The 23795-nt window shown below is 67.0% G+C and carries 22 protein-coding genes and 1 tRNA gene; 6 read left to right on the forward strand and 17 right to left on the reverse strand.

Going from position 1 to position 23795, the window contains the following annotated elements; genetic code table 11:
• Nucleotides 1-23 precede the first annotated feature (23 nt).
• Both AOA12_RS13370 and AOA12_RS13375 read right to left on the reverse strand, forming a co-directional pair.
• Entirely contained in the window at nt 24-410 is a 387-nt protein-coding gene (locus AOA12_RS13370) for a GbsR/MarR family transcriptional regulator (RefSeq protein ID WP_197280925.1), read from the reverse strand.
• 33 nt (nt 411-443) lie between these two features.
• Nucleotides 444-1043 (reverse strand): TetR/AcrR family transcriptional regulator, encoded by a 600-nt coding sequence (locus AOA12_RS13375; protein ID WP_054683581.1) that lies wholly within the window; start codon nt 1041-1043, stop codon nt 444-446.
• An 89-nt stretch (nt 1044-1132) separates the two neighbouring features.
• Here AOA12_RS13375 and AOA12_RS13380 point away from each other — a divergent pair, with 89 nt between their 5' ends.
• Together AOA12_RS13380 and dprA are read left to right on the forward strand one after the other, a co-directional pair.
• Nucleotides 1133-2035, forward strand: coding sequence for an oxidoreductase (locus tag AOA12_RS13380; protein WP_231637083.1), 903 nt, complete (start codon nt 1133-1135; stop codon nt 2033-2035).
• A 648-nt stretch (nt 2036-2683) separates the two neighbouring features.
• The gene (gene dprA / locus AOA12_RS13385) at nt 2684-3670 is read left to right on the forward strand and encodes a DNA-processing protein DprA (RefSeq protein WP_054683587.1); all 987 of its coding nucleotides are present in this window, start codon (nt 2684-2686) and stop codon (nt 3668-3670) included.
• Between the two features lie 45 nt (nt 3671-3715).
• On the opposite strand, the gene AOA12_RS13390 is transcribed toward dprA, so the two are convergent.
• From AOA12_RS13390 to AOA12_RS13405, 4 genes are all read right to left on the reverse strand, one after another.
• Entirely contained in the window at nt 3716-4069 is a 354-nt protein-coding gene (locus tag AOA12_RS13390) for a hypothetical protein (RefSeq protein ID WP_054683590.1), read from the reverse strand.
• Between the two features lie 204 nt (nt 4070-4273).
• Nucleotides 4274-7789, reverse strand: a complete 3516-nt coding sequence (gene mobF / locus AOA12_RS13395) for a MobF family relaxase (protein WP_054687037.1) — start codon at nt 7787-7789, stop codon at nt 4274-4276.
• A gap of 30 nt (nt 7790-7819) precedes the next feature.
• Entirely contained in the window at nt 7820-8305 is a 486-nt protein-coding gene (locus tag AOA12_RS13400) for a hypothetical protein (RefSeq protein ID WP_156366500.1), read from the reverse strand.
• Between the two features lie 378 nt (nt 8306-8683).
• Nucleotides 8684-10012 (reverse strand): MFS transporter, encoded by a 1329-nt coding sequence (locus AOA12_RS13405; RefSeq protein ID WP_054683596.1) that lies wholly within the window; start codon nt 10010-10012, stop codon nt 8684-8686.
• Between the two features lie 185 nt (nt 10013-10197).
• On the opposite strand from AOA12_RS13405, the gene AOA12_RS23625 reads away from it, so the two are divergent.
• The 3 genes from AOA12_RS23625 to AOA12_RS13420 all read left to right on the forward strand — a co-directional run bounded on the left by AOA12_RS23625 (nt 10198) and on the right by AOA12_RS13420 (nt 12055).
• The gene (locus tag AOA12_RS23625) at nt 10198-10653 is read left to right on the forward strand and encodes a DUF6153 family protein (protein ID WP_054683599.1); all 456 of its coding nucleotides are present in this window, start codon (nt 10198-10200) and stop codon (nt 10651-10653) included.
• A 111-nt stretch (nt 10654-10764) separates the two neighbouring features.
• Nucleotides 10765-11358 carry a DUF305 domain-containing protein gene (locus tag AOA12_RS13415; RefSeq protein WP_054683601.1) on the forward strand — a complete coding sequence of 198 codons (594 nt, stop codon included), beginning with the start codon at nt 10765-10767 and terminating at the stop codon, nt 11356-11358.
• A 73-nt stretch (nt 11359-11431) separates the two neighbouring features.
• A complete protein-coding gene (locus AOA12_RS13420; protein WP_054683608.1) occupies nt 11432-12055 on the forward strand; it encodes a CueP family metal-binding protein in 624 nt (207 codons plus the stop codon).
• Nucleotides 12056-12202: 147 nt separating this feature from the next.
• Here the strand turns inward: AOA12_RS13420 and AOA12_RS13425 are convergent, their stop codons facing one another.
• The 3 genes from AOA12_RS13425 to AOA12_RS13435 all read right to left on the reverse strand — a co-directional run bounded on the left by AOA12_RS13425 (nt 12203) and on the right by AOA12_RS13435 (nt 15249).
• Nucleotides 12203-12700, reverse strand: a complete 498-nt coding sequence (locus AOA12_RS13425; protein WP_054683612.1) for a universal stress protein — start codon at nt 12698-12700, stop codon at nt 12203-12205.
• 45 nt (nt 12701-12745) lie between these two features.
• Nucleotides 12746-14167 (reverse strand): MFS transporter, encoded by a 1422-nt coding sequence (locus tag AOA12_RS13430; RefSeq protein WP_054683615.1) that lies wholly within the window; start codon nt 14165-14167, stop codon nt 12746-12748.
• Between the two features lie 413 nt (nt 14168-14580).
• Nucleotides 14581-15249 carry a TetR/AcrR family transcriptional regulator C-terminal domain-containing protein gene (locus tag AOA12_RS13435; protein ID WP_054683618.1) on the reverse strand — a complete coding sequence of 223 codons (669 nt, stop codon included), beginning with the start codon at nt 15247-15249 and terminating at the stop codon, nt 14581-14583.
• A 63-nt stretch (nt 15250-15312) separates the two neighbouring features.
• Here AOA12_RS13435 and AOA12_RS13440 point away from each other — a divergent pair, with 63 nt between their 5' ends.
• Nucleotides 15313-16002: a DUF4386 domain-containing protein gene (locus AOA12_RS13440; protein WP_082406255.1), complete on the forward strand. Its 690-nt coding sequence runs from the start codon at nt 15313-15315 to the stop codon at nt 16000-16002.
• A 255-nt stretch (nt 16003-16257) separates the two neighbouring features.
• Here AOA12_RS13440 and AOA12_RS13445 read toward each other — a convergent pair.
• The 8 genes from AOA12_RS13445 to AOA12_RS13480 all read right to left on the reverse strand — a co-directional run bounded on the left by AOA12_RS13445 (nt 16258) and on the right by AOA12_RS13480 (nt 23776).
• Nucleotides 16258-16331, reverse strand: a tRNA-Cys gene (locus AOA12_RS13445).
• Nucleotides 16332-16337: 6 nt separating this feature from the next.
• Nucleotides 16338-16871: a carboxymuconolactone decarboxylase family protein gene (locus AOA12_RS13450; RefSeq protein WP_231637084.1), complete on the reverse strand. Its 534-nt coding sequence runs from the start codon at nt 16869-16871 to the stop codon at nt 16338-16340.
• A gap of 55 nt (nt 16872-16926) precedes the next feature.
• Complete coding sequence (locus tag AOA12_RS13455) at nt 16927-17238, reverse strand: metal-sensitive transcriptional regulator (protein WP_054683621.1); 312 nt, start codon at nt 17236-17238, stop codon at nt 16927-16929.
• Nucleotides 17239-17246: 8 nt separating this feature from the next.
• Nucleotides 17247-19520: a heavy metal translocating P-type ATPase gene (locus AOA12_RS13460; RefSeq protein ID WP_231637085.1), complete on the reverse strand. Its 2274-nt coding sequence runs from the start codon at nt 19518-19520 to the stop codon at nt 17247-17249.
• A gap of 45 nt (nt 19521-19565) precedes the next feature.
• Complete coding sequence (locus AOA12_RS13465; RefSeq protein WP_054683624.1) at nt 19566-20717, reverse strand: FAD-dependent oxidoreductase; 1152 nt, start codon at nt 20715-20717, stop codon at nt 19566-19568.
• 57 nt (nt 20718-20774) lie between these two features.
• On the reverse strand, nt 20775-21116 hold the full coding sequence (locus AOA12_RS13470) for a metal-sensitive transcriptional regulator (protein WP_054683626.1): 342 nt from the start codon (nt 21114-21116) through the stop codon (nt 20775-20777).
• Nucleotides 21117-21186: 70 nt separating this feature from the next.
• Nucleotides 21187-21456, reverse strand: a complete 270-nt coding sequence (locus AOA12_RS13475; RefSeq protein WP_054683632.1) for a YHS domain-containing protein — start codon at nt 21454-21456, stop codon at nt 21187-21189.
• A gap of 49 nt (nt 21457-21505) precedes the next feature.
• Nucleotides 21506-23776 (reverse strand): heavy metal translocating P-type ATPase, encoded by a 2271-nt coding sequence (locus tag AOA12_RS13480; RefSeq protein WP_054683635.1) that lies wholly within the window; start codon nt 23774-23776, stop codon nt 21506-21508.
• Between the last annotated feature and the right edge of the window lie 19 nt (nt 23777-23795).

Genomic DNA, 23795 nt, shown 5'->3' on the forward strand with positions numbered 1-23795 from the left:
GAACGATCCGGTCACCGGGCTCGTCAGCGGCCTGACCCGCCGGCGGCGTTCGGCCTCCGCTCCCAGCGCTCCCACATCGCGGGGAGCTCGGTCTCGAGGAATCGGTACAGCTCCGCGACGTTCTCGAGTCGCGTGCGCCGCGCGGGCGCCGCGTCGCCGAGCAGGTCGAGGCCGCTGGGCATCAGCGGCCTGGTCGCGGAGCTGATGGAGCTGCGGCTCACGTCCAGCACGCGGGACAGGTCGGCGGCGCTCTGTTCCGGAGGATCGCTGATGAGCAGCCATCCGATCACCCTTCCGGGGATGAGCGGCACCCCCTCCTGGGCGAAGAAGTCCGCCACCGCATCGACGTTGTCGTTGCCCGCCCCGCTGAGGAGAAGCACCGGCGAGCCGCTCTCGCCACGGGTGATCACGCGCAGCGAGGTTTTTCTGTCGGGCCGAGGTTCCTATCGCGTCGTCATGGATGCCGGCCCGCCCGGGACCTGCGCGACGACGTCACCGATGAGGTCGTCGAGGTGCCCGGCCGGGACGACGCCGCAGTTGACGAGGCCGGCGATGCCTTGGAGCGTCGCGAGGAAGATCAGCCCGATCCGCTCGGGGTCGCGGTTCGGGAGGACCCCCTCTTCCTGACCACGACGGAACACCTGCAGCATCGACTCGAACGCTGCCGCAGCGCTCTCGCCCACGTCTGACCCGCCCGCTCCGCGCTTGTGGGCGAACATCAGCTCGACCAGGTTCGCCTCGGAGGTCGCGAAGTCGAGGTAGGCGCGAGCGACCGAACGAACCTGCCCCTGATAGCCCTGCGAGGCTGCGACGGCCTCCCGCAGCCGGGCGCCGAGCCGGGCGAAGCCTTCGACGGCCACGGCGTCGAGAAGGTCCTGCCGCCCCGGGAAGTACCGGCGCGGTGCGGCATGAGTGACTCCGATGTCGGCGGCCACCTCGCGCAACGACAGCTCGGAGACGCCTCGATCACGAACGACTGCCGCCGCCGCATCCAGCACGGCCTGACGCAGGTTGCCGTGGTGGTAGGGGCGAGCAGGCGACATGGCCACATCCTAGCAATGATGTATCCGTTGACTAGTTTGTTTCCACTGGATACATTAGGGGTATGCACACACTCGCCTCGCCTTCGCAGGTGCCGGATCAGACCGGCCGCACCATCGTCATCACCGGCGCCGGCAGCGGCATCGGCCGCGCCGCAGCCGCCACGCTCGCCGCCAAGGGAGCGCGGGTCATCCTCGCCGTCAGGGATCAGCAGAAGGGCCTAGCGGCGGCGGCAGCGATGACGGGCCGTATCGAGGTCCGGCCGGTGGACCTCGCCTCGCTGGCCTCGATCCGAGAGTTCGCCGCCGCTCTGGACGAGCAGGTGGACGTTCTCGTCAACAACGCCGGCACGATGACCGACTCGCTGCACCACACCGCGGACGGCTTCGAGCTCCAGTTCGGGACCAACCACCTCGGACACTTCGCGCTCACCAACCTGCTGCTCGACCGGATCACGCGCCGCGTCGTGACCGTCTCATCGTCCGCGCACCGCTCCGCGCATATCGACTTCGATGACCTGCAATGGGAGAACCGGGCGTACAAGCCGTTCGGCGCCTACGGACAGTCCAAACTGGCGAACCTGCTGTTCACCGCCGAACTGCAACGCCGCCTGACCGCTGCCGGCTCGTCGGTGATCGCCGCCTCCGCCCACCCCGGCTGGGCGTCCACCGGATTCCGGATCACGAGCGGCAACCGCCTCCTCGACACCGTGGCCGCGGTCGGCACACCCCTGCTCGCCCACGGTCCCGACGGCGGCGCCCTCCCCACCCTGCTGGCCGCGGTCGGCGACGTCCCCGCCGGCAGTCTCGCCGGGCCGAGCCGCTTCGGCGGCGTCCGCGGCCCGGCCACGGCGGGCGAGCCGGCCGCTCACGCGACAGATCCCCAGACCGCCGCACGACTCTGGGAGGTCTCCGAACGACTCACCCAGACCCGCTTCCCGCTCGCCACCCGGTCGGCCGTACCGGGACGGGCGAACGACGACTCGGGAGCCTGACCGTGCAGCGCATCCAGTCACGGACTACCGATGCGTGATGGACCCTCGCCGGCGGCGATGGGGAACTCTATGCCCACGATCACGCCAGACGCTGGTCGGGGGTGATCGCGGCGCACGACGGCTCTGTGGAGCGACAAGGCTGCCGGGTCCGCCAGCTACGGGTTCCGGGGCGGCACTCGCGCCGTCGAACACCTGCGCCCGATCCTCGCCGAGCTCAAGGTTGCCGCGTCTCGTCCGACCAGGGGACCAGAGGGCAACCACACCCAAACACGACGAAGCCCTGGTGAGATTTGCCGTCTCACCAGGGCTTTTCTGTCGGGATGACAGGATTTGAACCTGCGACCCCTTGACCCCCAGGTATCCCGTTCGGCCCGATTCGTTGATTTTCCGGGCATCTCTGCCCCTCAAACCGTGTCATCTCATGTCATGGGTTGCATGGATTGCATGATTCTGGTCCCGATTTGGTCCCGGTTCATCAGCTGACGGTGGCCGTTGTAACCAGTGGCTCTTCTCGGTTACGTACGGAGAGCGTCGTGTCTGGAGGCGTGAACCAGGCCAGGAGGCGGAGGCTGACGGAGCCGGTCGTGATGCCGGACGGGGTACGTACCGGTTCTGCGTATCAGTGTTCGTTGCGGGATGGGAGTGCTAGTGGATGCGATCGGTGCGGTCACGGATGAGCGTCTGGCGCGGGTGATCCTCGCGTGCACCTCGGGGCCAGGCGACACGGCGACGGCAAGGCTGGTGAACACGATCGGTGCGGTCGCAACGATTCAGCATCTCCTCGAACCACCGGCCGGGGCGCAGTACGGTGAGGATTTGTGGCGGAGTTGGGTCGTTCCCCGGTTGAGCGTCGAGCATGCGCAGGCCGCGATCGATGCCTCGGAGCGGCTTGGTGTCGAGATCGTGATGCCTGGGGATGCGGGGTGGCCGGGCTGCATGAGCGTGCTCGGCGACGAGGCTCCGTTCGCTCTGTGGGTGCTCGGGGACTCGTCCCGGTTGTCGCAGCCTGGCGTGGGGATTCTCGGATCTCGCGCAGCAACTGGGTACGGGGCGCATATGGCCGGAGAGCTCGCGTCGGATGCCGCCCGAGACGGGTTCGTAGTGGTATCGACGGGCGCTTACGGTGTTCCCGCCGCCGCGCACCGTGCGGCGCTGCTGCAGGGCGGGGCGACGGTCGCGGTGTTGCCTGCGGGCATGGAGCACCTGTACCCGGCGGGCCACAACAGGTTGTTCGAGCAGATTGTGCGAGCGGGGGCGCTGGTGAGCGAAGTGCCGCCTGACGCGGTCGCGACGAAGTGGCGGTTCGAGCAGCAAGGCCGCCTCGTCGCTGCCCTGTCGGAAGCGGTCGTCGTGGTCGAGGCCGGGGCGCGCTCAGGGTCGCTGCACCATGCCGCGCAGGCCGCGGAGGTGGGGCGACCGCTCGGGGCGGTGCCAGGGCCGGTCACGTCAGCGGCCTCGGTCGGGTGCCACCGTCTGATGCGCGACGGGGCCGCAGGAACGGTGACCTCGATGGACGACGTGTACCTCCTACTCCGCCGGGCGGGCGCCTCCGTGTCGACCACGATCACAGACGACGCCCCAGACCGGTCGCCGGCCCGTTCTGCTCCCACGACGCAGCGCGGGCACGGACTTTGACCTGCCTGAACTCGTCGGGGCGCGTCGTGCGCTACCGGACGGGGGTCAGCGGCCGGGCGTGACCCCGGCGCGCAGGGTCTGTCTGCGGGCGCGGGCTTGGTGTGCGCGGAGGCGGATCAGCATGATCACGCTGACGGGGCCGATCAAGAGGAACTTCAGCCCGTTCCAGACCAGCAGGAGGAACAGCAGGTAGAGCGCGGGGTGCCAGCCGCGGTCGATGAGCGTGATGCACATTGCGGCGGCGAAGAGGTAGACGCCGCCGAGGAGCATCGCGGGGACGCCCCATTTGAGGCCTTCGCGGGTGCGGATCTTGTCGAGGAGGATGTTCGTCGGCATCCGGCGGCGCAGGAAGCTGCGGGTGCGGATGCTGGCGTTCCAGAGACGCTGGATCAGGTTCATGATGGCCTCACAATCACACGGACGGTATGCGCTTCGGTGCGGCTGGCCCTGTGTGGTGAGTGCCCCGCAGTGGGGCGGTCTGCCTCTGCCCATCCAGCGGATGGGCTCGGCGCGTGGTTTGTCCTGCCACTTCTCACTCTACGCTCGTCCCACGCCGGGCGGAAGAGCCACGTCCCCGCGGCAGTGCGGCGCCGGAAGCGTCGGCTATGCGAGTGTGCGGCCGTCGCGTCGGGGCTGCTCGCCCGGGGCCGCGGGCTCGATCGTCTCGGTGGCGTGGGTGAGGGTGGCGCGGGTGCGTTCGTAGTCGATGCGTTGCGCGTCGTCGAGCGGGATCGTTCCGAGCGGGCTCGACGCGGTGGTGCCCCACCGATCCCGGTACGCGGCCACCGCCCGCACCACCACCGCCCGAGTCTCCGGCGTGAGCCCGTCCAGCCCCGCCATCCAGGAGGGGGTTTGGGTGAGGTGCTGCTGGACGAGGGCGTCGAGGCGCTGCTCCATGAGCCGCTCGCGTTGGTCGAGCGCGCGGCGCATGTCGGGGTCGGTGATTCCGGTGGCGCGGGGCACGAGGCCGGCGATGCGTCCGGTCGCTCGGCGAGGTGAGGGCGGGTAGGTGGTGGTGATGCGGTGGAGTCGGTAGCGCAGCAGCGATCCGAGATCCTGCACGTCGTCGAGGCCACCGGCGTGGATGATGCGCGGCAGCAGGTCGTCGATGTGATGGCCGTCGGCTTCGAGCCTGCGCAGCTCGGTCGTGAGGATCCCGAACGCGTCCGTCTCGACGAGCTCATCGATCGTCTCTGAGGTGAGGCCACCGGTTTCGAGGAGCCGGATCCACCGTGCCTGCCCGGCGGCCTGGGCGATGGTGTCGTATTCGGCGGCGAGCTGCTCGAGCGACCCCCACATGTCTCGTTCGACGGTGATGGTGTCGTGGGCGGACAGCTCGGCGCCGGGGTGCTGGAGGATGCCGTAGAGGATGCTGCGGGCGGTGTGCTGCAGATCCTCACGGTGCTGGTGCTCTTCGAGATGATGCTGATCGGTCGCGACATACACCGTGTTGGATTCGCGGCCCCGTGTCATCGCGACGTACAGCGATTCGCGGGTCACTTCCGGAGAATGGACGATCGCGTGCGCGGTGTCGACGGTGGAGCCCTGGGCGCGGTGCGCGGTGACGGCGTACCCGAGCTCGACATGCTCGGCGACGTAGGCGGCGGGCAGCGTGATCGTGGTGCGCCACCGAGACTTCGCCCGCCGCACCCTCAAGGATCCGTCCTCGTTCGCGCGGGCGACTTCCCACCGGTCGCCGTTCTTCACCCACCCCCGCCCCAAGGTCAGGCGGCGGTCGTTGTGGCGGGTGATGATCAGGTCGCCGCGGGAGGCTTCGTTGCCGTCGTGGAGGCGCACCCCGTCGAGCGCAACATGGCCGGCGAGGATGCGGTCGGTGCGGGCGCGGGTGTTGAGCTCGGAGACCGTGTCGAGGGTTTCAGCGATCAGCACCGTCGTCTTCCCGGCCTCTTGATCGGCCCGCCAGGCTTGGTAGGCGGCTTCGAGGATCTCGTCATACCCACCCGGCACCACCCGGCCGTGCCCGATGTAGGTGTCGATGACGTCGGTATCTCCGACCCGCAGCTGCAGGGAGGCGTGTTTCTCCCAGTCGTTGCGGAAGCGGCGCACATCCACCAGCTCGGGGGCGTCGCCGCGGTCGCGGACGAGCATCCCGAACGCCCCGCCCGCGTCCACCGCGGCCAGTTGCGCCCAATCGCCTACGAGCAGCGCTTTTGCCCCGACGCTCTGGGCGTGGGTGGTGATCGCGTCGAGCGCGAACGTGCCCGCGAGCGATGCCTCGTCGATGATCACGAGCTGCCCGGCCGTGAGGTTCCAGGTTCCGTGGCGGTGCTCGTGCAACCACTTCGCGGTGTTCTCCGTACCGATCTCCAAGTCCTCGGCGAGGACGTCCGCGGCAGCGGCCGACGGGGCGAGGCCGATCACCGATCCTGCCCCGTACCGGCGCTCCCATGCGCGCCGGAGCGCACGCATCGTCGTCGTCTTCCCCGTACCTGCGGGGCCGACGAGCACGTCGAGGGCGCGGCCGGAGACCCCGATCTTCGCGATCGCCTGCTCCTGATCCGAAGACAGGGTGTGCCCGTCCCGGTTCCGCTCCCGCGCCGCGTGCTCTACCCATGCCAGCGGCACGGTTGGCGCCGTCCTCGCGTGGGAGGCGGTGAGGAGGCGGTCTTCGGCGGCGAGCACCTGCTCCGAGGAGAACACGATCCCACCCTTCGGACGAAACACGCTCGTCCCATCCAGGCGACGGAACACGGGCGGGCTTGAGGCGAGCTCGGGTGGGGTGAGGCGGAGCGAGGCGTGCTCGGCGGCGTCGACGATCCGGCGGAGGATCTGGTCGCGGTCGGTGGTGTGGGCGAAGCGGAGCCCCATCGTCTGCCGTACTGCTTCTGCGTGCAGGTTCCACCGCTTCCAGGTCGCCGACCGATCGCCCACCTGCTCCACCACGACCTGGGCGACCTGATCGAGTACGTCGAGCGGGAGGTCGTCGGCCCGTAGCAACGGCTCCCCGGCAGCCTCAGCGAGGAGTGCGGTCGCCCAGGTCGGGGCGTCTTCACCGAGCATGCGGGTGGCGCGTTCCCGCCAGCCGGTGGTGAGGTCGCTCAGCGAGTGGTGCTGTTTCGGGGGTCGGGTCTCGAGGGTAGCCTGCTGCCGGAACTGCCACAGCAGCTTCCCCGACGGCTGCCGGCCGTGCTTGTCCACGTATTCGGCGACGAGGCGATCCTTGACCCGCTCGATATCGCGGGTGCGGGAGGAGAACTCGTCCATGAGTTCCTGCGGTACTCCGGCGATCTCCCACGCGGTCGACCGGCCCGTGCCGCGGTCGCGGGCCTCCCAGCCGACGCCGAGGGTCTGGGTGAGGTGGTCGGAGAGGACAGCGTTGTAGTGCTCCGAGAGCCCGGTCACCGCGGCATGCAGGGCACGGGAATCGAGGGTGCGCCACTTCCCGTCCTGGACGGCCTGGACACGGTTCGCGACGACGACGTGGGTGTGGAGCTGCGGGTCGGACGCTCGCGAATCGTAGTGATCGTAGGCGGTCGCGATCACACCCCAAGCCTCGACCTGCGCGACCGCGCCGCGCGGCCCTTTTGCACCGACCCGCGTCATCGCGACATCCCGCTCGAGCACCGCGATCACGTCCTCGATCGCCGCGTGATGGGCCTGCGCGATCAGTGCCTGCGTGCCACCGTCGGCGACGGCCCACAGCGTCGAGACCGACTTCGGCACCGAGAACGTCAGATCGAACCCCGCCACCGGGGCGTTCGTCGGCTTCTGCGCCTCCTCCGCCTCGATCAGTGCCCGCTGCACCGCCCGCTCACCCGGCGCCAACGAGTTAGGGAGCAGCGCGATACGGCGTTCTGCGCGTTCGGTGGCGGTGGCGAACTTCCGGTACGGGCGCCCCAGCTGCTCACCCGTGTTGGGATCCTGCCCGTACCCCATGAGCCGTCGCAGCTGCTCCTCGCTCACCACAGTTCCCGAGGTGATGTTCCCGGTGAGACCGGGAAGGCCAGCCCCGAGCCAGGAACCCGGCGGGGTGCCTGCTTCGAGGTAGTACCTCGTCAACGCCGAAGCAGCGTCACGGTCACCGTCACCGATCACGACAGAGTTCAGCAGGTACCGGTACCCGTCACCGGCCGTCATCACCCTGATTGACAATGTCATGAGCACCCGCCCAGCAGGTTGGCTGGGAAGCTAGGAGCGGTCGATCGGGCCGTGCGATCGCGGATCGGTGGCTGTCGGCTGCGACACGGCATCCGGGTCGAGCTGGCGTTCACGCTGCTCAAGGAACCGCCGGTAGTTGCTGAGCTCTTCGGCGGCGAGCGGATCATGCTCGGGCCACGCCAACAGGGACGACTCAGTCCCCGCGTCCATCAGCGTGTTCCGCAGGCTCTGCACCTGGGCTGACGCGGGGCTGAGCAGCCCGCCGGCACACAGAGCCTGGGCAGAGCCACGAGCCTGATTCCCACCCATCGTGACAGCCGTCGAGCCGTGCTCCTGGAACGCAGTACTGGCCGCATCGACCACCCGAGCCACAGAGTCCAGCATGCGAATGAGAGGATCCAGCACGTCGACGACCAGCTCGGGATGCTCACGCAGGACGCTCCGTCCACCATCAAGCCTCTCAGCCTGTTCAGCAATCGCGCGCGCAATGTCAGCAAGCTCAGTTGATGTGGACATCACCGGCTCCTTCCCGAAGCGGGGCCAGCGGAACGGCCGCCTCATCCGGAAGGTGCGCGCATGCTCAACCACGCGGCGTGTCCAGCACCTCCATCATCTGAAAGTCCTGCCCATCGTCCTCTCGTTCGCGATCATTCTCGCGCTGCTCCCGTTTGAGATCACCGGCATACTGGGCGTGCCGCCGTCGTCTTCGTCCGCGAGATTACCGAAGTCATCGTGTTCGGTAACGGTCTCCGTGCCGCACACGCCACACGACAATTCTCGGTGCAGCACCTACCCCGCTATCCGCCACCGCGACTGCCGAACGATTCTGAGCGCGGTTTTGGGGTGCGCTCACCATGCGACGTACGGAACAATGCACCCGCCCCATCTTTGTGTTCATGCCAGGCGCACGCAGGCGCACTGGGAGGCCGCAAGCGTGCCCTCGACGGCTTCTGTCTCCTCACCTAGCTCACGAGGCACGTGGTCACCAGTCTCCCGTTCCGCGTCGCTAGCAACATCAATGGCCTCGGTCTTCTTCTCGCGGTGCCACAGGATCGGCGCCGCGATGGCCCCAGCGACGGCGAGCGCTGCGAGGATCGACCAGGCGAGCGTGAATCCGGACGCTGTGCCGACCCATCCCGCGATCGGGTAGGTGACGAGCCAGGCGAGGTGAGACAGTGAGAACTGTGCCGCGAAGGCCGCCGGGAGCTCGCGCTTCGCGACCGAACCTCGGATGACGCGTCCGGTGGGCGTGACGATCAAGGCCATTCCGCCGCCGATGACTACCCAGATCGGTGCCGTGATCATCCAGGAGGCCGCCTGGATGGCGGTCATCGCGACGGCCGCCAGCACGCCGGCAAGCAGGACCGCGGCGCCGGTCATCATCACGACCCGCTCGGCGATCCGATCGAGTACGCGTGGCAGGAACAGGGCGACCAGCAGTGTGCCACCGCCGGAGGCTGCGAGCATCCAGGCGACGTCGGCCTGCGTGCCGCCCAGTTGATCGCGGACGTAGTTGACCGTATTGACCACCACGATCGATCCGGCTGCGGCGACCACCACGTTCAGCGCCATGACGCCGCGCAGACGAGGAGTCGCGAAGAAGACCTTCACGCCTGAGGTGACCCGGTTCCACGCACCCGCGTGCCCACTCGGTGCCGCGTTGGGGATGCGGGTCGAGAGCACCAGGAGGGCGGAGATCACGAAGCCCACCGAGGTGCCGACGAACAGCCAGTTGAACGTCATGAACGTCAGGGCGACCGCCGCGAGCACCGGACTGAGCAGGCTCTCCATCGTGTAGGCCACCTGGGAGGCGGACAGCGCCCGCGTGTAGTCGGACTCCTCGGTCACGATGTCGGGGATGACCGCCTGGAACGTCGGCGTGAATGCCGCAGAAGCCGCCTGCAGCACCCCGATGAGAACGTAGATCTGCCAGATCTCGCTTACGAACGGCAGAGCGAGCACCACGGCTGCGCGCACCACGTCGAGCAGGGTCAGGAACATCCGCCTCGGGAGCCGGTCGGCATAGGCCGCCGCCAGAGGCGCGATCACGACGTACATGACCATCTTGATCGTCAGCGCCGTCGCAAGCACCGCCCCCGCGCTCGGGCCGGCGAGCTCGTAAGCGAGCAGACCGAGGGCGACGGTCGCCAACCCCGTCCCGAACAGGGCGATGATCTGCGCGCTGAACAAGTGACGGAAGTCGCGGATCGCGAACAAACGCATGGGGTTCTCCTGACCTTCGTGGAAACTCTCCACCATCAACCATATACCCCCTAGGGGTATTCCCGTCAGTCTGCGCATGGCGGAGCACGGAGCTGCTCGGCGGGATACGGAGCCAGTCGGCCTCGGCCGTGCCGATCACTCCCGCCGTCGGCGGATGCACACCCGGGCCCGGTAAACTCCGGTGTATGGCGATGACGGCGGCAACGCGATCCAGGAAGGGCCTTCAGGGCCTCCGGCGCGTCGTGCTCGGAGGGCTGCTGGCGGCAGCGGTTGTCCTCGGCCTGCTGGCCATGCACACGCTGAACCTGCACGGCACCGCGGCCGCCCACGCGCCCGCGGCGATCTCGGTCTCCGCCAGCGACGCCGTGGGCGCTCATCACGCCACGGCGGGCGCCCATGAGTCCAGCGGCACTGCCAGTGATGTCGGTGGTACGTGTGCGGACTGCGGGGGTGGCGACCATCTGGGCATGGCGATGGCATGCGTGCTCGCATTACTGCTCGTCCTTCTCATCCTGGTGCCGCCTCGGCTTCTGCCTGGATGGATGCACACCGCACCCCGGCCGCCCCTCGTGGCGCGTTTCATCGACCGGCTGTTGCCTCGGGCGCCGTCGCTGCACGTTCTCTGTATCAGTCGCACGTGATGGAGCGGTGAACCCGGCGCACACCAGCGCCGACGGTTCCCCTCTCTCATTCACGCGGTGCCCGCCCGGGTGCCGCGCCACTGAAGCGACTGTTGATATTGGAGAACACTCATGAAGTTTCGCACCGCGGCGACCGCCGCACTCGCCCTCACCGCCGCGCTGGTCCTGGCCGGATGCTCGGCCGGAAGCGAAGACGAGGACTCGATGCCGGGCATGGACCACGGCTCGTCCGAGCAGGCAGCCGACGCCAACGACGCGGACGTGATGTTCGCCTCGATGATGATCGTGCACCACGAGCAGGCCATCGAGATGAGCGACATCGTCCTCGCCAAGCAGGATGTCAACCCCGAGGTGGTCGAACTGGCCGAAGCGATCAAGGCCGCCCAGGGGCCCGAGATCGAACAGCTCCAGGGGTGGCTGGACGACTGGGGCGTCGACCCCGAGGAGCAGCAGATGGACGGGATGGACCACAGCGACGGCATGATGACTGAGGACGACATGGCCGCCCTCGAATCGGCCGACGGACCCGAGGCCTCGCGACTGTTCCTGGAGCAGATGATCGTCCATCACGAGGGAGCGGTCGAGATGGCCCAGACGCAGGTCGATGACGGCAGCAACCCCGACGCCATCGAGCTCGCGCAGACCATCATCGACGCGCAGACCACCGAGATCCAGCAGATGCAGGACCTCCTGGCCACCCTCTGATCGACCGTCAGGGTCGGTGCCGCGGCGAGAGCGCCCGGCACCGACCCTTCCGACACTCTTGAAGGATCGCACCATGCCCCACCCCGCCGCGCCTCACCGGCGAAAACTGATCGTCGCCGCCGCCGCGACGCTCGCCGCCGCCCTCGTCCTCACCGGATGCGCCACTGCACCCTCGCACGAACCCGCGTCGCCCTCGACCAACAGTCAGGCCGTCGACACCGGCTTCCTGGCGGACCACGACCTTGACGGCCTGGACGCCGCACAGGTCATCGAACGGCTCGACACGATGCCCGTCGCCGACCGACCCACTGATCTGATCGCATCCGTGCAGCCGGATGCGCTCGTGCTCACCGACGACCAGAAGCGCGAGACACGTCTGCCGATGCCCGAAGACGAGGTGTACATCTCGGTCGCCCCCTACCGGGAACAGACCCACGACTGCTACTTCCACAGCCTGACCACCTGCCTCGGCGAACTCGCCAACACCGAAGTCCAGGTTACCCTCACCGGCGAAGACGGAGACGTGTTCCTCGACGAGGTGCGGCAAACCTACGACAACGGGTTCGTCGGCATCTGGGTGCCTCGCGACATCAAAGCAACTCTCAGTGTCGAACACGAAGGGCAGGTGGGAACCACGACCATCTCTACGATGAACGAAGACGACCCGACCTGTATCACCGCGGTGCAACTGACCTGATCGCACAGCATCCATGCTGCTATTTCGCACGCATAAAACGATGCCTCGGTCGGCCATTCCATGCCGCGAGCGACAGGGAAGGCCGACCGAGGCGGTGGCATCGAATCGGTTGCCGTTGAGTATCGTGCCCGGCAACCACTGACGAGCTCAGCTTGGAAGGGCTGCAGCCCGTTGTGCGTAGCGTGCCTGGGCCACAGAATCCGACGGAATTACGAGAGTCGGAAGCGTGGCGTGATGGAGCACGTTCGCTGAGGTGCTCCCAAGCACAGTGGCCTTGAGACCGCGTAGCCCTCGAGAGCCGATCACGATGAGCTCGACGTTCAGCCGATCGGCGGCATCGAGGATCGCTTCGGAGGCGGTAGCAACCGTTGAGGATACGAGCGACTCGGCCTTGAGGCCCTTCGACTGAGCCAGTTCCGCCCCTTCGGCGGCGATCTTTTCGGAGGCGTCGAGTGCGGCCCTGTCGAGTGCGTCGAGCTTCTCCAGTGCCGGATGACCCTGGAGGTGCGCAGCGAATCCTTCCATGGGCTGCCGTGCGTAGAACACGACGGCTTCCGTGCCCGGGAAAAGAGAGGAGGCGGATTCGATGGCGTACTTCGCGTTGGGTGAGCCATCGTAGGCGATCAGCAATCTCGGTACAGACATGGTGCTCTTCTTTCGTTCAGTAGTTGGATGTGACGCGATGCAGCGTTACGAGACTGGCAGTGCGCGAGTAGGTCGCTTGGTGCGGAAGAACATCGGGACGAGGATCGCACCGGCGAGGGCAATGATCCCGGCCGCAACGAACGCCGCCGAGTACCCCTGAGTGAGCGCTTCGGTGTCACCGAGCTGTCCCGCGCCGAAGCCTGCAGCGACGGCAGACACGACGGCGAGACCGATCGCGGACCCGACCTGGTAGCTGGTATTCACGATGCCCGAGGCGAGACCGCCTTCCTCGGGCGGGGCTGCAGAGATGGCAACTTGCAGCGAGGGGATGAAGGCAAGTGCCTGCCCGAAGGCCACGATGAGCGAGGGTCCGAATGCGTCGACCCAGTAATTGCCGTCGGGTCGAATGAAAGCCATCCACCCGAGGCCCACCGCGAGGATGACGAGGCCGAGCACGATGGGGACCTTCGGTCCGACTGCCGCGATGATCCGAGGAGCGAGCACGATCATGCCGAGCATGATCAAAATCGTCATCGGAAGAAGAGCTGCTCCTGCGGGGAACGCGGAGAAGCCGAGAACCTGCTGCAGGTACAGGTTCAAGAAGAACCACATGGGCACCCACGCCCCGCCGAGCAGCACCTGCGCAAGGTTTGCGGCGCCCAGGTTGGGAGAACGGAAGATCGACAGCCGCATCAGAGGCTCGCGCTTGACGCGCTGGATGATGACGAACAACACAAGGAGGGTGACGCCGAGTCCGATCGCGATCCACGTCTCTGGCGACGCCCACCCGGCGACTTCAGCGCGCACGATTCCGTAGACCAGCGCCGCGAGGCCCACAGTTACCGTGAGCGCACCGATTACGTCAACCGACCCGCGCGCGCCGAGCTTACCGCCAGGCAGCGCCTTCCACATGACCAGCAGCACGAGCACCGCGATAGGCACATTAATGAGGAACACCCACGGCCAGGAGGCGAACTCAGTGATCACACCGCCGAGGAAGACACCGGCGGTGCCGCCGGCAGGAGCGGCCGCCCCGTAGAATGCCATCGCCTTCGTGAGCTCCTTCGGGTTTGCACCGAACAGCATCATCAACAGCGTGAGCGCGGCCGGCGCGATGAGCGCAGACCCCGCCCCTTGGAGCACCCGGCCGAGCAGCTCGACCGGCACGTTACCCGCGAGGCCTGCAACGAGAGACCCGATCGCGAGGATCACCCAGCCGGTCGCGAACATCCTGCGCGGCCCGAACAGATCGGACAGGCGCCCGCCGAGGAGCAGGAGTCCGCCGAGCGCGATCACGTAGGCGTTGAACACCCAGGAGAGATCGTGCGGGGTGAAGCCGAGATCGACTTGCATACGGGGCAGGGCGACTCCGATGATCGAGGCGTCCATGATGACCATGAACTGGGCCAGCGCGATGAGGAAGAGGCCCCACCACCGGGCGCTGCTTGTTGGAGGGGACGAGGACATATTTGGGCTCCATTCGAGTTGGGGGGCAAAAGGTCGTATGACGCCTTCAATATATACCCTAGGGGGGTAGGGTAACAACACGGCGATGCCGGTGCGCTCAGTTGCATGAACCTGCGCGAGGTTCACTCCCGGGGATTACCCGAGTCCGACCGGTCCCCCGCACGTCTGCAGCGCTCAGTTCTCCGTCATGAGCGGCGTCGATGCAGGCGCGGCCTGCACACGCCGCGGAGCGACAGCTTGCAGCGACGTTGCTAGGGCGGCAAACAAGGTTAGTGAGGCAACTTGATTGACGCGATGCGTCGCGCCCGGGAGGTCGCGGCGGTCATGCGCTCGCAGCCGTCCGCCACGGTTCGCATTCGACGGCTAGTCTCGGCTGCCCTCGCCGCCTCAGTCAACGGCCCACCCGCTGCATGTCACGCGTTGGATTCTGAGCGCCATCCTGCGTGGTGAAGCCGTTCAAATCCTTCGAGAAGGATGTCGAGCGCAAATACGAACTCGGCCTCCTCGTCGCAGTCTGCGCCCGCATGTGACCCTGTGGAGGCCATGCGGACGATGGCCGGGTACGCCTCGGCGTACGCCGCGAGGGCTGCTGCCCGCTTCGAGACATCGGCGGGCAGTGAGGGCGTGGGCATGACATCCCGAGTGAAGCCCCACATACGCGTGCTGAGCGCATGCATAGCGTGGTGCACGAGGTCCGCGGAGAGGCCCCCGCGAAACATGGCGCCCATCAGCGCATCCATATGAGAGAGCACAGCATCGCCCGCCATCCTCCGAGTCTCAATCGCCGTGCGCACCCACGCGTGGCGCGCCGTCGCTGCTCGCGCCGCGAGGATGCGTGCTCGGAGCTCGCGCCGCCAGTCGTCATCCTGGATCGGGACGTCGAACCCCGCGACGATCCGCTCGACCATCACGTCGATCAGTTCCTCGCGATTCGCCACGTGCTTGTAGAGCGCCATCGGGGTCACGCCGAGAGCTTGCCCCAGACGCCGCATGCTCAGCCCGCCCAGGCCGACCTCGTCTGCCAGCGCGATGGCGGCAGTTAGCACGGTGTCGCGGTCGAGAGGAGGCCTGACGCTTGACATATATACAGCGTATACCTAAGCTGGCCACTGCCGGTATGCCCCGTAGACCAGGAGGGGCCTTCCATGAGGCACCAGAATCGCGTCTACGCGCGCAGCGCAGGCATCGTCTACCTCGTCACGCACGTGACCTCTGTGACTGCCGTGGCCGCGTACGCAGCTTCGTCCGTGGCGTTGGGGGTGGCGCTCGAGTTCATCCTCGCGCTCGGCTGCCTGCTCACGGGCCTGCTGCTCCTCCCGCTGCTGCGCCCCGCCGGCGAGGTGCGAGCATTCACGTTCGCGTTTCTCCGCACGCTCGAGGCTGCCGTTATCGCGGCCGGAACACTCCCGATGCTCGCGTTCCTATGGACCGATGCCGCGGGTACGGTGGCGGGTGAATCGCTTGAGGCGCTGCACACCGCCGCGTTCCTCGTCGGCCAGTGTCTGGTGATCAGTGTCAACACGATCGTCCTGGGGCGGTTGCTCCTGGAGTCGGGCCTCGTTCCCCGTGCTCTCGCCGTCCTGGGCCTGATGGGCGGCGTCTTGGTGCTGGGCAGCAACGCGGCGCAGCTGTTCGGGCTCGTGCCCCTGAACGGCGCGGTCGCGGGCGCGTGCGCCGTACCCCTCTTCGCCTTCGAGCTCTGGTTCGCGTTCCACTTGATCATTGCGGGGCTCCGGCCACGCACCGACCCGAGCACGGCAGCAGTCCCGGACGCCATCCGGCCACGTGACGAATCCACCACTCATCGGAGAGCGCGACTTCGCGCCTCCACCTAGCCCCCGCCAACAGAGCGCCGGCGATGGTCGGCGCCCTGAACGATCGCTGTCAGTCGCGGATTGAGCCGATTTTTACAACTGCTCAACTGCCTTTGCCCTCGGCCGGTCCCGTTCACGAACCAAGTGCCACGTGGGGTTCCCGCTCGGTGTTATCGATCCGGCATGCTTGATGCGTGCCGACTACCTCATTAGTCGACCCCCGTGCGGACAAGCGACTGTGATACGCGCAGGTACCGACCGAGGCTTTGGGCCCAGTGGAGGTGCCTACGGGATTCGAACCCGTGTGAACGGCTTTGCAGGCCGCTGCCTATCCTCTCGGCCAAGGCACCAGGAGTTCAGTCGCCGGCGGTGAGTCCGGCGACAAGGTTGAAGGCTCCGGTGAGGACGTTCAGTGCCACCACGCCGACGACGTCGGCGATCTCTCGGTCGCTGTACCCGAAGCCGCGCAGTTCCTCCACCTGAGCGTCGGTGATGGACGCGGGCTCCCGGTAAACCCGTATGCCCAATTGGATCATGGCTGCGATGGAGGGATCGTGCGAGGTGCTTTGCTGCGCCCGGGAGATCTCGTTCTCCGAAAGCCCCAGGGAGCGGGCGGCGTCGATATGAGAACGCAGGCACATACCGCAGCCCTGTTGCGTCTGCACGGCGATCGAGACGAGCTCGCTGACTCTGCGGTCGAGCTTCGCCCTGCGCATCGCCTTGCTCAACTGCAGGTAGCCGCCGAGCACGGCGGGCGAGTGAGCCATGGTCGCCACCATGTCACCGACGGTGCCATGTCGCTCGACGAGCTCGCCCAGGAGATCACGGGAGGCCCCCACAGCAGAGGCCGGGGTGAGTTGGGAGAATCGCGGCATGATGCTCTCCTTCATCGGGTCGAGGCTGGTGGAACGTTGCGAGCGACGGCTCCAGGAGGAGGATTGCGTCTCAGGAGCGCACCAGGCGGTTGATCGCGTCAGTGGCTTCCTGGATCTTCGCCTTGCCTGCATCGTCACTGAGCTTGGCGGCGTCGAGCACGCAGTGTTTGAGGTGATCGTCGAGCAGCCCGGTGGCGACGCCTTGGAGGGCGCGAGTGAGCGCACTCACTTGGGTGAGGATGTCGATGCAGTACTTCTCCTCGTCGATCATCTTCGCTATCCCGCGTGCTTGCCCTTCGATGCGCTTCATGCGCTGCAAGTACTGAGTCTTGTCGTCGATGTAGCCGTGATGACCGGCGGCGACGTCATTCTCCGATGTCATGGGAATCCTTACTGTTGGCGTTCCAAAACAGAACGGGTACTGGCTGAGGGTGTGAGGTCGATGCTGCGCAGCAACTGCGCGTTCAGCGCGACCACGACGGTCGACAGCGACATTAGGATCGCGCCGACAGACATCGGGAGTACGAAGCCGACTGGTGCCAGGATACCGGCCGCTAGCGGCACCGAGATGAGGTTGTAGCCGGCTGCCCACCAGAGGTTCTGCTTCATCTTGCGGTACGCAGCGCGGGAGAGCTCGATCACGGAGAGCACGGAGCGGGGATCGGAGCTAGCGAGGATGACGCCGGCTGAGGCGATCGCCACGTCCGTGCCAGCTCCGATCGCGATGCCGACGTCGGCCTGCGCGAGCGCAGGGGCGTCGTTGACGCCGTCGCCGACCATCGCGACCTTCTTGCCCTCGTGCTGCAGAGCGGCGACCTTGCCAGCCTTGTCCTCGGGGCGCACGCCGGCGATCACGCGGTCGATGCCAAGCTCGCGGCCGACTTCACCTGCCACTGCTTCGGCATCGCCGGTGATCATGACGACCTCGACACCGAGCCTGTGCAGCGCGTCGACGGCGTCGCGGGATTCCGGCCGGATCTCGTCTGCGAGTCGGAGCCCGCCGACCACCTGACCGTCGCGGATCACGTGCAGGATGATCGCGCCCTCTTCCCGCCATGCGTCAGCATCGCCGACTTCCGGCTGGCCGGTCTCCTCGAGCAGTCGCGGTCCGCCGACCCGGACCACGCGTCCGCCGACGGTGGCAGTGACACCGACCGCCGGCGACGACGAGAACCCGCTCGCGGACTCGAGGGTGAGGCCGCGATCTTTCGCCGAGGCGACGATCGCTCTCGCGAGCGGATGCTCGCTATCGGCCTCGGCCGCGGCGGCAAGCGCAAGCACCTGGTCGGCGTCGAGATCCCCTGCCGGCGCGACCGCGGTGACCGTGGGCTCCCCCTTGGTGAGGGTGCCGGTCTTGTCGAAGAGTACCGCGTCGACCTGGCGCATGGATTCCAGCGCCAGGCGATCCTTGATAAGCACCCCGCCGCGCGCGGCGCGCTCGGTTGCGATCGACACGACGAGCGGGATCGCGAGGCCGAGCGCATGCGGGCAGGCGATCACGAGCACCGTGATGCTGCGCACCACTGCGGAGTCCGGGTCGCCCGTGAGCGTCCATGCGATCGCGGTTACCACTGCGGCGCCGAGCGCGAACCAGAACAGCAGTGCGGCGGCGCGGTCGGCGACGCGCTGAGCGCGCGAGGACGAGTTCTGCGCCTCGGCGACCAGACGATTGATCCCGGCGAGAGCGGTGTCGTCGCCGGTGGCCGTTATCTCCACACGCACACCGGAGTCCGTAGCGACCGTGCCGGCGATCACCGCCTCACCTACGCCTCGCGTCACGGTGCGCGATTCTCCTGTGATCATGGATTCGTCCATTGCCGCCCGACCGTCGACGATGCGACCATCCGCCGGAACGCTCCCGCCGGGACGGACGATGACGATGTCGCCCACGCGCAGGTCAGTTGGATCGACGGTGAAGACCTGATCGCCGTCCACGCGCTCCGCTTCATCGGGCAGCAGCGCGGCCAGCGAATCAAGCGCGGATGTGGTCTGCGCGAGAGATCGCATCTCGATCCAATGGCCAAGCAGCATGATAACGACCAGCAGCGCGAGTTCCCACCAGAACTCGAGCTCGTGGTGCACGAGGCCCAGGGTCGCTCCCCAGGATGCGAAGAACGCTACGGTGATCGCCAGGGCGATCAGCAGCATCATCCCAGGCTTGCGGGACCTCAGTTCACTCCACGCCCCCGTGAGGAACGGCCAGCCACCCCAGCCGTACATGACAGTGCCGAGCACTGGCGCGATCCACATTGCCCACTCGGGCACTTCGTAGCCGAGCAGCATTGCGAACATGGGAGAGCACGCCACCACGGGGACGGCGATCAGGAGGTTGATCCAGAACAGGCGGCGGAACTGCCCGACATGGTCGCCATGCCCACTATGCCCACCATGCCCACCATGCGCGTCATCACCGGCGTGGTTGTCGGTCGTGTGCGCGTCACGACCGGGGTGGTGCTCTAGGCCGTTATGCCTGTGGTGCGGGCCGGCGTGCTCGACTGAGTCCATCTGCATGACGTCGTGCTCAGGGCTCAAGTGGACCCGGGAACTGGCGTCAGCGCGGGAGTGATCGTGATGCGTCTGCGGCTGCGGCTGCGGCTGCGGCTGCGGCTGCGGCTGCGGCTGCGGCTGCGGCTGCGGCTGCGGCTGCGCGTGAGGGTCAGTCATGATCTGCTCCTTGATTCTGCGAGTAATACCAGTTTCGGGTAGATATCAGACCGATACCTCGTGGAGTCGCTGCCCCCACTGGTAGACGGTAGCCACTGCGTCGATACCTGTGACTCCGCTTACGGTGCCGCCCACCTCGTGCCGGATCACGAATTCGTGGCCGTCCTCACGGTGGCTGTCGGCACCGCCGATGTAGCCGACGGCCGAGATCATGCGCCCGTGGACCATCGCCATGTAGGGGCTGCGCGGCGTATAGGCGCCGGGATCGTCTCCGATGCTGAGGTGGTGCAGGGCAACCTGCGCGGCATGTCCACCCTGAGCGGCGGCATCCTCCCAGTGGTCGATGCGCCACGCGCCCAGCGCTTCGTCATAGTGCCTCGCGACACCTCCGGCTGCAAAGACGCCTGCAGGTTCGGCGCGGAGATGGCCGTCGACGTCAACACCGGTCGTCCACGGTGCCGGCCCGGAAGGGATCGTCCCGAGTGCGACGAGGAGGAAATCGGCAACGACGGGGTTACCTTTATCAAGGGTGATCGCGACGCCTGAGTCGGCCTCATCGACGTGCTGGATAGTGCGACCAAATCGGGTCTGCACCGTTGCGGCGTGGTCAGCAGCAATGCGTTCGGCTACTGGGGAGCCGAAGGCTCCGGTGCCCGGGATCTGGCTGCGGGCAATCAGTATGACCTCATCTCCATCGGCATGCAGTGAAGTTGCCGTCTCAGCGGCGATGATTCCGCCGCCGTAGATCGCCACGCGTGCGGGCCGTCCGAGGCCTGTCCGCAGCTCGCGGATGTGCAGCGCGTCCTCCAGAGAGTGCAACGTGCTGATCCGGAGCAGATCGCTGGCGGTCTCCCGTCTGGTGACATCAGTGGTAAGGAGGCGAGGCTTGCTTCCGGTTGCGACAATGAGCGCGTCGTAGGCGAGCTGCGTGCCAGAGGCCAGCTGCACCTGCTTGGCTGAGGTATTGACTTCCAGCACGGTGTCGGCGACGACCTCGACCTCCGGCAGAGGGAGTGTGATGGCCTCCGGGGGTGTCGGGCCGAACGCGATGCCCTTGATCAGCATCCGTGTGTACGGGGTCTCACCGGTCTGAGCCACTAGCGTCACCCGCACGTCGTCGCGGGATGCGAGACTGCGCGCGGCGGCGGCTCCGGCAGCTCCTGCGCCGAGGATGAGAACGTGCGGCGTGGCGGTCATGGCGGAAACTCCTGGGCTGTGTGCGAAATGGGTGTCGGTTCTAAACAGGTGCTGCGTCTACGAGCGCACGAGGCGAGCGATGGCTTCGGTGGCTTCGGTGATCTTCTGGTCGGCGGATTCTCCCCCTGCGACGGCAGCGTCGAGGACGCAGTGCCGCAGGTGGTCGCCCAGTAGACCGATGGCCACGGTTTCGAGAGCGTTGGTGATCGCTGAAATTTGGGTGAGGATGTCGATGCAGTAGCGGTCCTCGTCGACCATGCGGTCGATGCCGCGTACTTGTCCTTCGAGGCGTCGTAGACGGTTACGGTACCTTGCCTTGTCGTTGATATAGCCGTGCACCGAGCTCTCGCCATGCTCGCTCGTCGGACAGATGTCGCTGGCAGGGGTCGTGACGGTCATTTTGCTTCGCTCCGATCAGATGGCGGGGTGGCGCCCTCACCTGGCCGCGCCACCCCGCACGCTGGTGGGTTTACGCCATGTTCGCCGCGTACTTGGCGGGGTCCGAGTCGAACGCGGGACCACAGCCGGCGCAGCAGAAGTAGTAGCGCTGGCCTTCGAAGTCACGGAACAGACCGGCTGCCTCGGCAGCTGTCTTGTTGACGGGGGTCCCGACCATGACCGGGCAGGTGGTCATGTCGCCTGCGCCGCCGAGGAGGTTGTTGCGGCCGTTGCCGGCCGCTGCCGGGTTCGGGGCGGAGGTGCTGCAGCAGCTGGACGTAGCCTGGGTGTCATTCGTCATAGTGAGTCGTTGCCTTTCGTTCTGGTGTGGGTGGTGGTGGTTCAGAGCGTCACTGCTGGGTGACGCTCTTGAACCCGCGCAGGCGGAGGCTGTTGCCGACGACAAAGACGCTGGAGAACGCCATCGCCGCACCTGCGAGCATGGGGTTGAGCATGCCCAGCGCTGCAACCGGGATCGCTGCGGTGTTGTAGGCGAATGCCCAGAACAGGTTGGTCTTGATCGTTGACAGAGTCTTCCGCGAGAGCCGGATCGCGTCGACGGCGGCCCGCAAGTCGCCGCGTACGAGCGTGATGTCGGATGCCTCGATTGCCACGTCTGTGCCCGTACCCATCGCCAACCCCAGGTCGGCCTGGGCGAGCGCGGGTGCGTCGTTGACGCCGTCGCCGACCATCGCGACGGTCTTGCCCTCCTGCTGCAGCCGGGTGACGACCTCGACCTTGTCCTTTGGGAGCACCTCGGCGATGACCTCATCGATGCCGACCTCGGCCGCGATCTGGCGGGCCACGGCTTCGTTGTCACCGGTGAGGAGCACAGGGGTCAATCCAATCTCCTTGAGCTCGCGGATCGCCTCGGCGCTGGTGGGCTTGACGGTGTCGGCGACGATCAGGATGCCGCGTGCGCGCCCATCCCAGCCGATCGCCACGACCGTCTTGCCCTCCCTCTCGGCGCGTGCCTTCGCCTGTGCGATGTCGGTGGAGAGGTGCTGCGACCAATCGGCGAGCAGGGACTCGCGGCCGACTACGACAGCGGCACCGTCGACGATGCCTTGCACGCCCTTGCCCTCAACGTTCGCGAAGTCCTCCGGGGCCGGCAGCTGACCGACCTCCTGCGTGGCGCCCTTGGCGATCGCCTGCGCGATTGGGTGCTCGGAAGCATCCTCCAACGCACCGGCGAAGCGCAGTAGTTCGGCACGATCCACGCCGGACTCGGTGATGACGTCGACGAGGGTCATCTTGCCGGTGGTGACGGTGCCTGTCTTATCAAGCACCACCGTGTCGACCTTGCGGGTCGACTCCAGTACCTCGGGGCCCTTGATGAGGATGCCCATCTGCGCCCCGCGGCCGGTGCCGACCAGCAGAGCCGTGGGGGTGGCGAGACCCAGCGCGCAAGGGCAGGCGATCACGAGCACCGCGACCGCGGCGGTGAACGCCGCGGCGACGGGGAATCCTGCGCCCAGCCATGCGCCGAGGGTGACGAACGCGACCACGATCACGATCGGCACGAAGACGCCGGAGATGCGGTCGGCCAGGCGCTGCACCTCGGCCTTGCCGGTCTGCGCATCCTCGACGAGCTTGGCCATCTGCGCCAGCTGCGTGTCCGAGCCGACACGCGTCGCACGCACAACCAGGCGGCCCCCGGCGTTCACTGTGGCGCCGGTGACGGCGTCGCCCTCGCCGACCTCGACGGGCACCGATTCGCCCGTGAGCATGGAGGCGTCCACCGCCGACGTGCCAGAGACGACAACTCCATCGGTGGCGATCTTCTCACCCGGGCGCACGATGAATTCGTCATCGACCTGCAGCTCGGATGTGGGGATCTTCACCTCAGCACCGTTACGCAGCACGGATACTTCCTTCGCACCGAGCTCGAGCAGTGCGCGCAGCGCGGCTCCGGCCTGGCGCTTGGAGCGCTTCTCGAAGTAACGGCCCGCGAGGATGAACATCGTCACACCTGCGCCGACTTCGAGGTAGATGTTCGCCGCGCCGTCCGACGGCGCAATCGTCAGCTCAAAGGGGTGCGTCATGCCGGGGGTGCCCGCGGTGCCGAAGAAGAGCGCGTAGAGCGACCACAACAGTGCGACCGACGTGCCCATTGAGATGAGCGTGTCCATCGTCGCGGTGCCGTGCTTGAGGTTCGTCCACGCGGCCTTGTGGAAAGGCCAGGCTGCCCAGATGATGACCGGTGCAGCCAGGGCCAGCGACGCCCACTGCCAGTAGGTGAACTGCAGTGCGGGGATCATCGCCATCGCGATCACGGGTACCGTGAGTACGATTGAACCGATCAGCCGGTGCCGCAGCGAGGTGAGCTCACTGTCTTCCTCATCGCCCGCTTCGGTCTCCGACGCGCTCACCTTGGTGTTCTTGGGCTTGGGCAGGGCTGCCGTGTAGCCGGTCTTCTCGACCTCGGCGATCAGCAGCGCCGGATCGTATCCGTCGGGGATCGTGACCTTGGCCTTCTCGGTGGCGTAGTTGACCGTGGCCTCGACGCCGTCGAGCTTGTTGAGCTTCTTCTCGATCCGATTTGCGCAGGAGGCGCAGGTCATCCCGCCGATCTCCAGCTCGATGGCCGGCCCATTCGCGGGGGGCGCTGATGTGCTCATCCTCTTCCTTCTCTCAACT

The sequence above is a fragment of the Microbacterium sp. No. 7 genome, assembly GCF_001314225.1.
Lineage (GTDB): Bacteria > Actinomycetota > Actinomycetes > Actinomycetales > Microbacteriaceae > Microbacterium.

What these genes read in the sequence shown, in the direction of transcription:
- AOA12_RS13425 (WP_054683612.1), bottom strand. Translation starts at nt 12,700, where the DNA reads ATGTCTGTACCGAGATTGCTGATCGCCTACGATGGCTCACCCAACGCG.
- AOA12_RS13460 (WP_231637085.1), bottom strand. Translation starts at nt 19,520, where the DNA reads ATGACTGACCCTCACGCGCAGCCGCAGCCGCAGCCGCAGCCGCAGCCG.
- AOA12_RS13430 (WP_054683615.1), bottom strand. Translation starts at nt 14,167, where the DNA reads ATGTCCTCGTCCCCTCCAACAAGCAGCGCCCGGTGGTGGGGCCTCTTC.
- mobF (WP_054687037.1), bottom strand. Translation starts at nt 7,789, where the DNA reads ATGACATTGTCAATCAGGGTGATGACGGCCGGTGACGGGTACCGGTAC.
- AOA12_RS13415 (WP_054683601.1), top strand. Translation starts at nt 10,765, where the DNA reads ATGAAGTTTCGCACCGCGGCGACCGCCGCACTCGCCCTCACCGCCGCG.
- AOA12_RS13475 (WP_054683632.1), bottom strand. Translation starts at nt 21,456, where the DNA reads ATGACGAATGACACCCAGGCTACGTCCAGCTGCTGCAGCACCTCCGCC.
- AOA12_RS13435 (WP_054683618.1), bottom strand. Translation starts at nt 15,249, where the DNA reads ATGTCAAGCGTCAGGCCTCCTCTCGACCGCGACACCGTGCTAACTGCC.
- AOA12_RS13450 (WP_231637084.1), bottom strand. Translation starts at nt 16,871, where the DNA reads ATGAAGGAGAGCATCATGCCGCGATTCTCCCAACTCACCCCGGCCTCT.
- AOA12_RS13420 (WP_054683608.1), top strand. Translation starts at nt 11,432, where the DNA reads ATGCCCCACCCCGCCGCGCCTCACCGGCGAAAACTGATCGTCGCCGCC.
- AOA12_RS13390 (WP_054683590.1), bottom strand. Translation starts at nt 4,069, where the DNA reads ATGAACCTGATCCAGCGTCTCTGGAACGCCAGCATCCGCACCCGCAGC.
- AOA12_RS23625 (WP_054683599.1), top strand. Translation starts at nt 10,198, where the DNA reads ATGGCGATGACGGCGGCAACGCGATCCAGGAAGGGCCTTCAGGGCCTC.
- AOA12_RS13470 (WP_054683626.1), bottom strand. Translation starts at nt 21,116, where the DNA reads ATGACCGTCACGACCCCTGCCAGCGACATCTGTCCGACGAGCGAGCAT.
- AOA12_RS13465 (WP_054683624.1), bottom strand. Translation starts at nt 20,717, where the DNA reads ATGACCGCCACGCCGCACGTTCTCATCCTCGGCGCAGGAGCTGCCGGA.
- AOA12_RS13455 (WP_054683621.1), bottom strand. Translation starts at nt 17,238, where the DNA reads ATGACATCGGAGAATGACGTCGCCGCCGGTCATCACGGCTACATCGAC.
- AOA12_RS13440 (WP_082406255.1), top strand. Translation starts at nt 15,313, where the DNA reads ATGAGGCACCAGAATCGCGTCTACGCGCGCAGCGCAGGCATCGTCTAC.
- AOA12_RS13405 (WP_054683596.1), bottom strand. Translation starts at nt 10,012, where the DNA reads ATGCGTTTGTTCGCGATCCGCGACTTCCGTCACTTGTTCAGCGCGCAG.
- AOA12_RS13375 (WP_054683581.1), bottom strand. Translation starts at nt 1,043, where the DNA reads ATGTCGCCTGCTCGCCCCTACCACCACGGCAACCTGCGTCAGGCCGTG.
- AOA12_RS13400 (WP_156366500.1), bottom strand. Translation starts at nt 8,305, where the DNA reads ATGTCCACATCAACTGAGCTTGCTGACATTGCGCGCGCGATTGCTGAA.
- AOA12_RS13480 (WP_054683635.1), bottom strand. Translation starts at nt 23,776, where the DNA reads ATGAGCACATCAGCGCCCCCCGCGAATGGGCCGGCCATCGAGCTGGAG.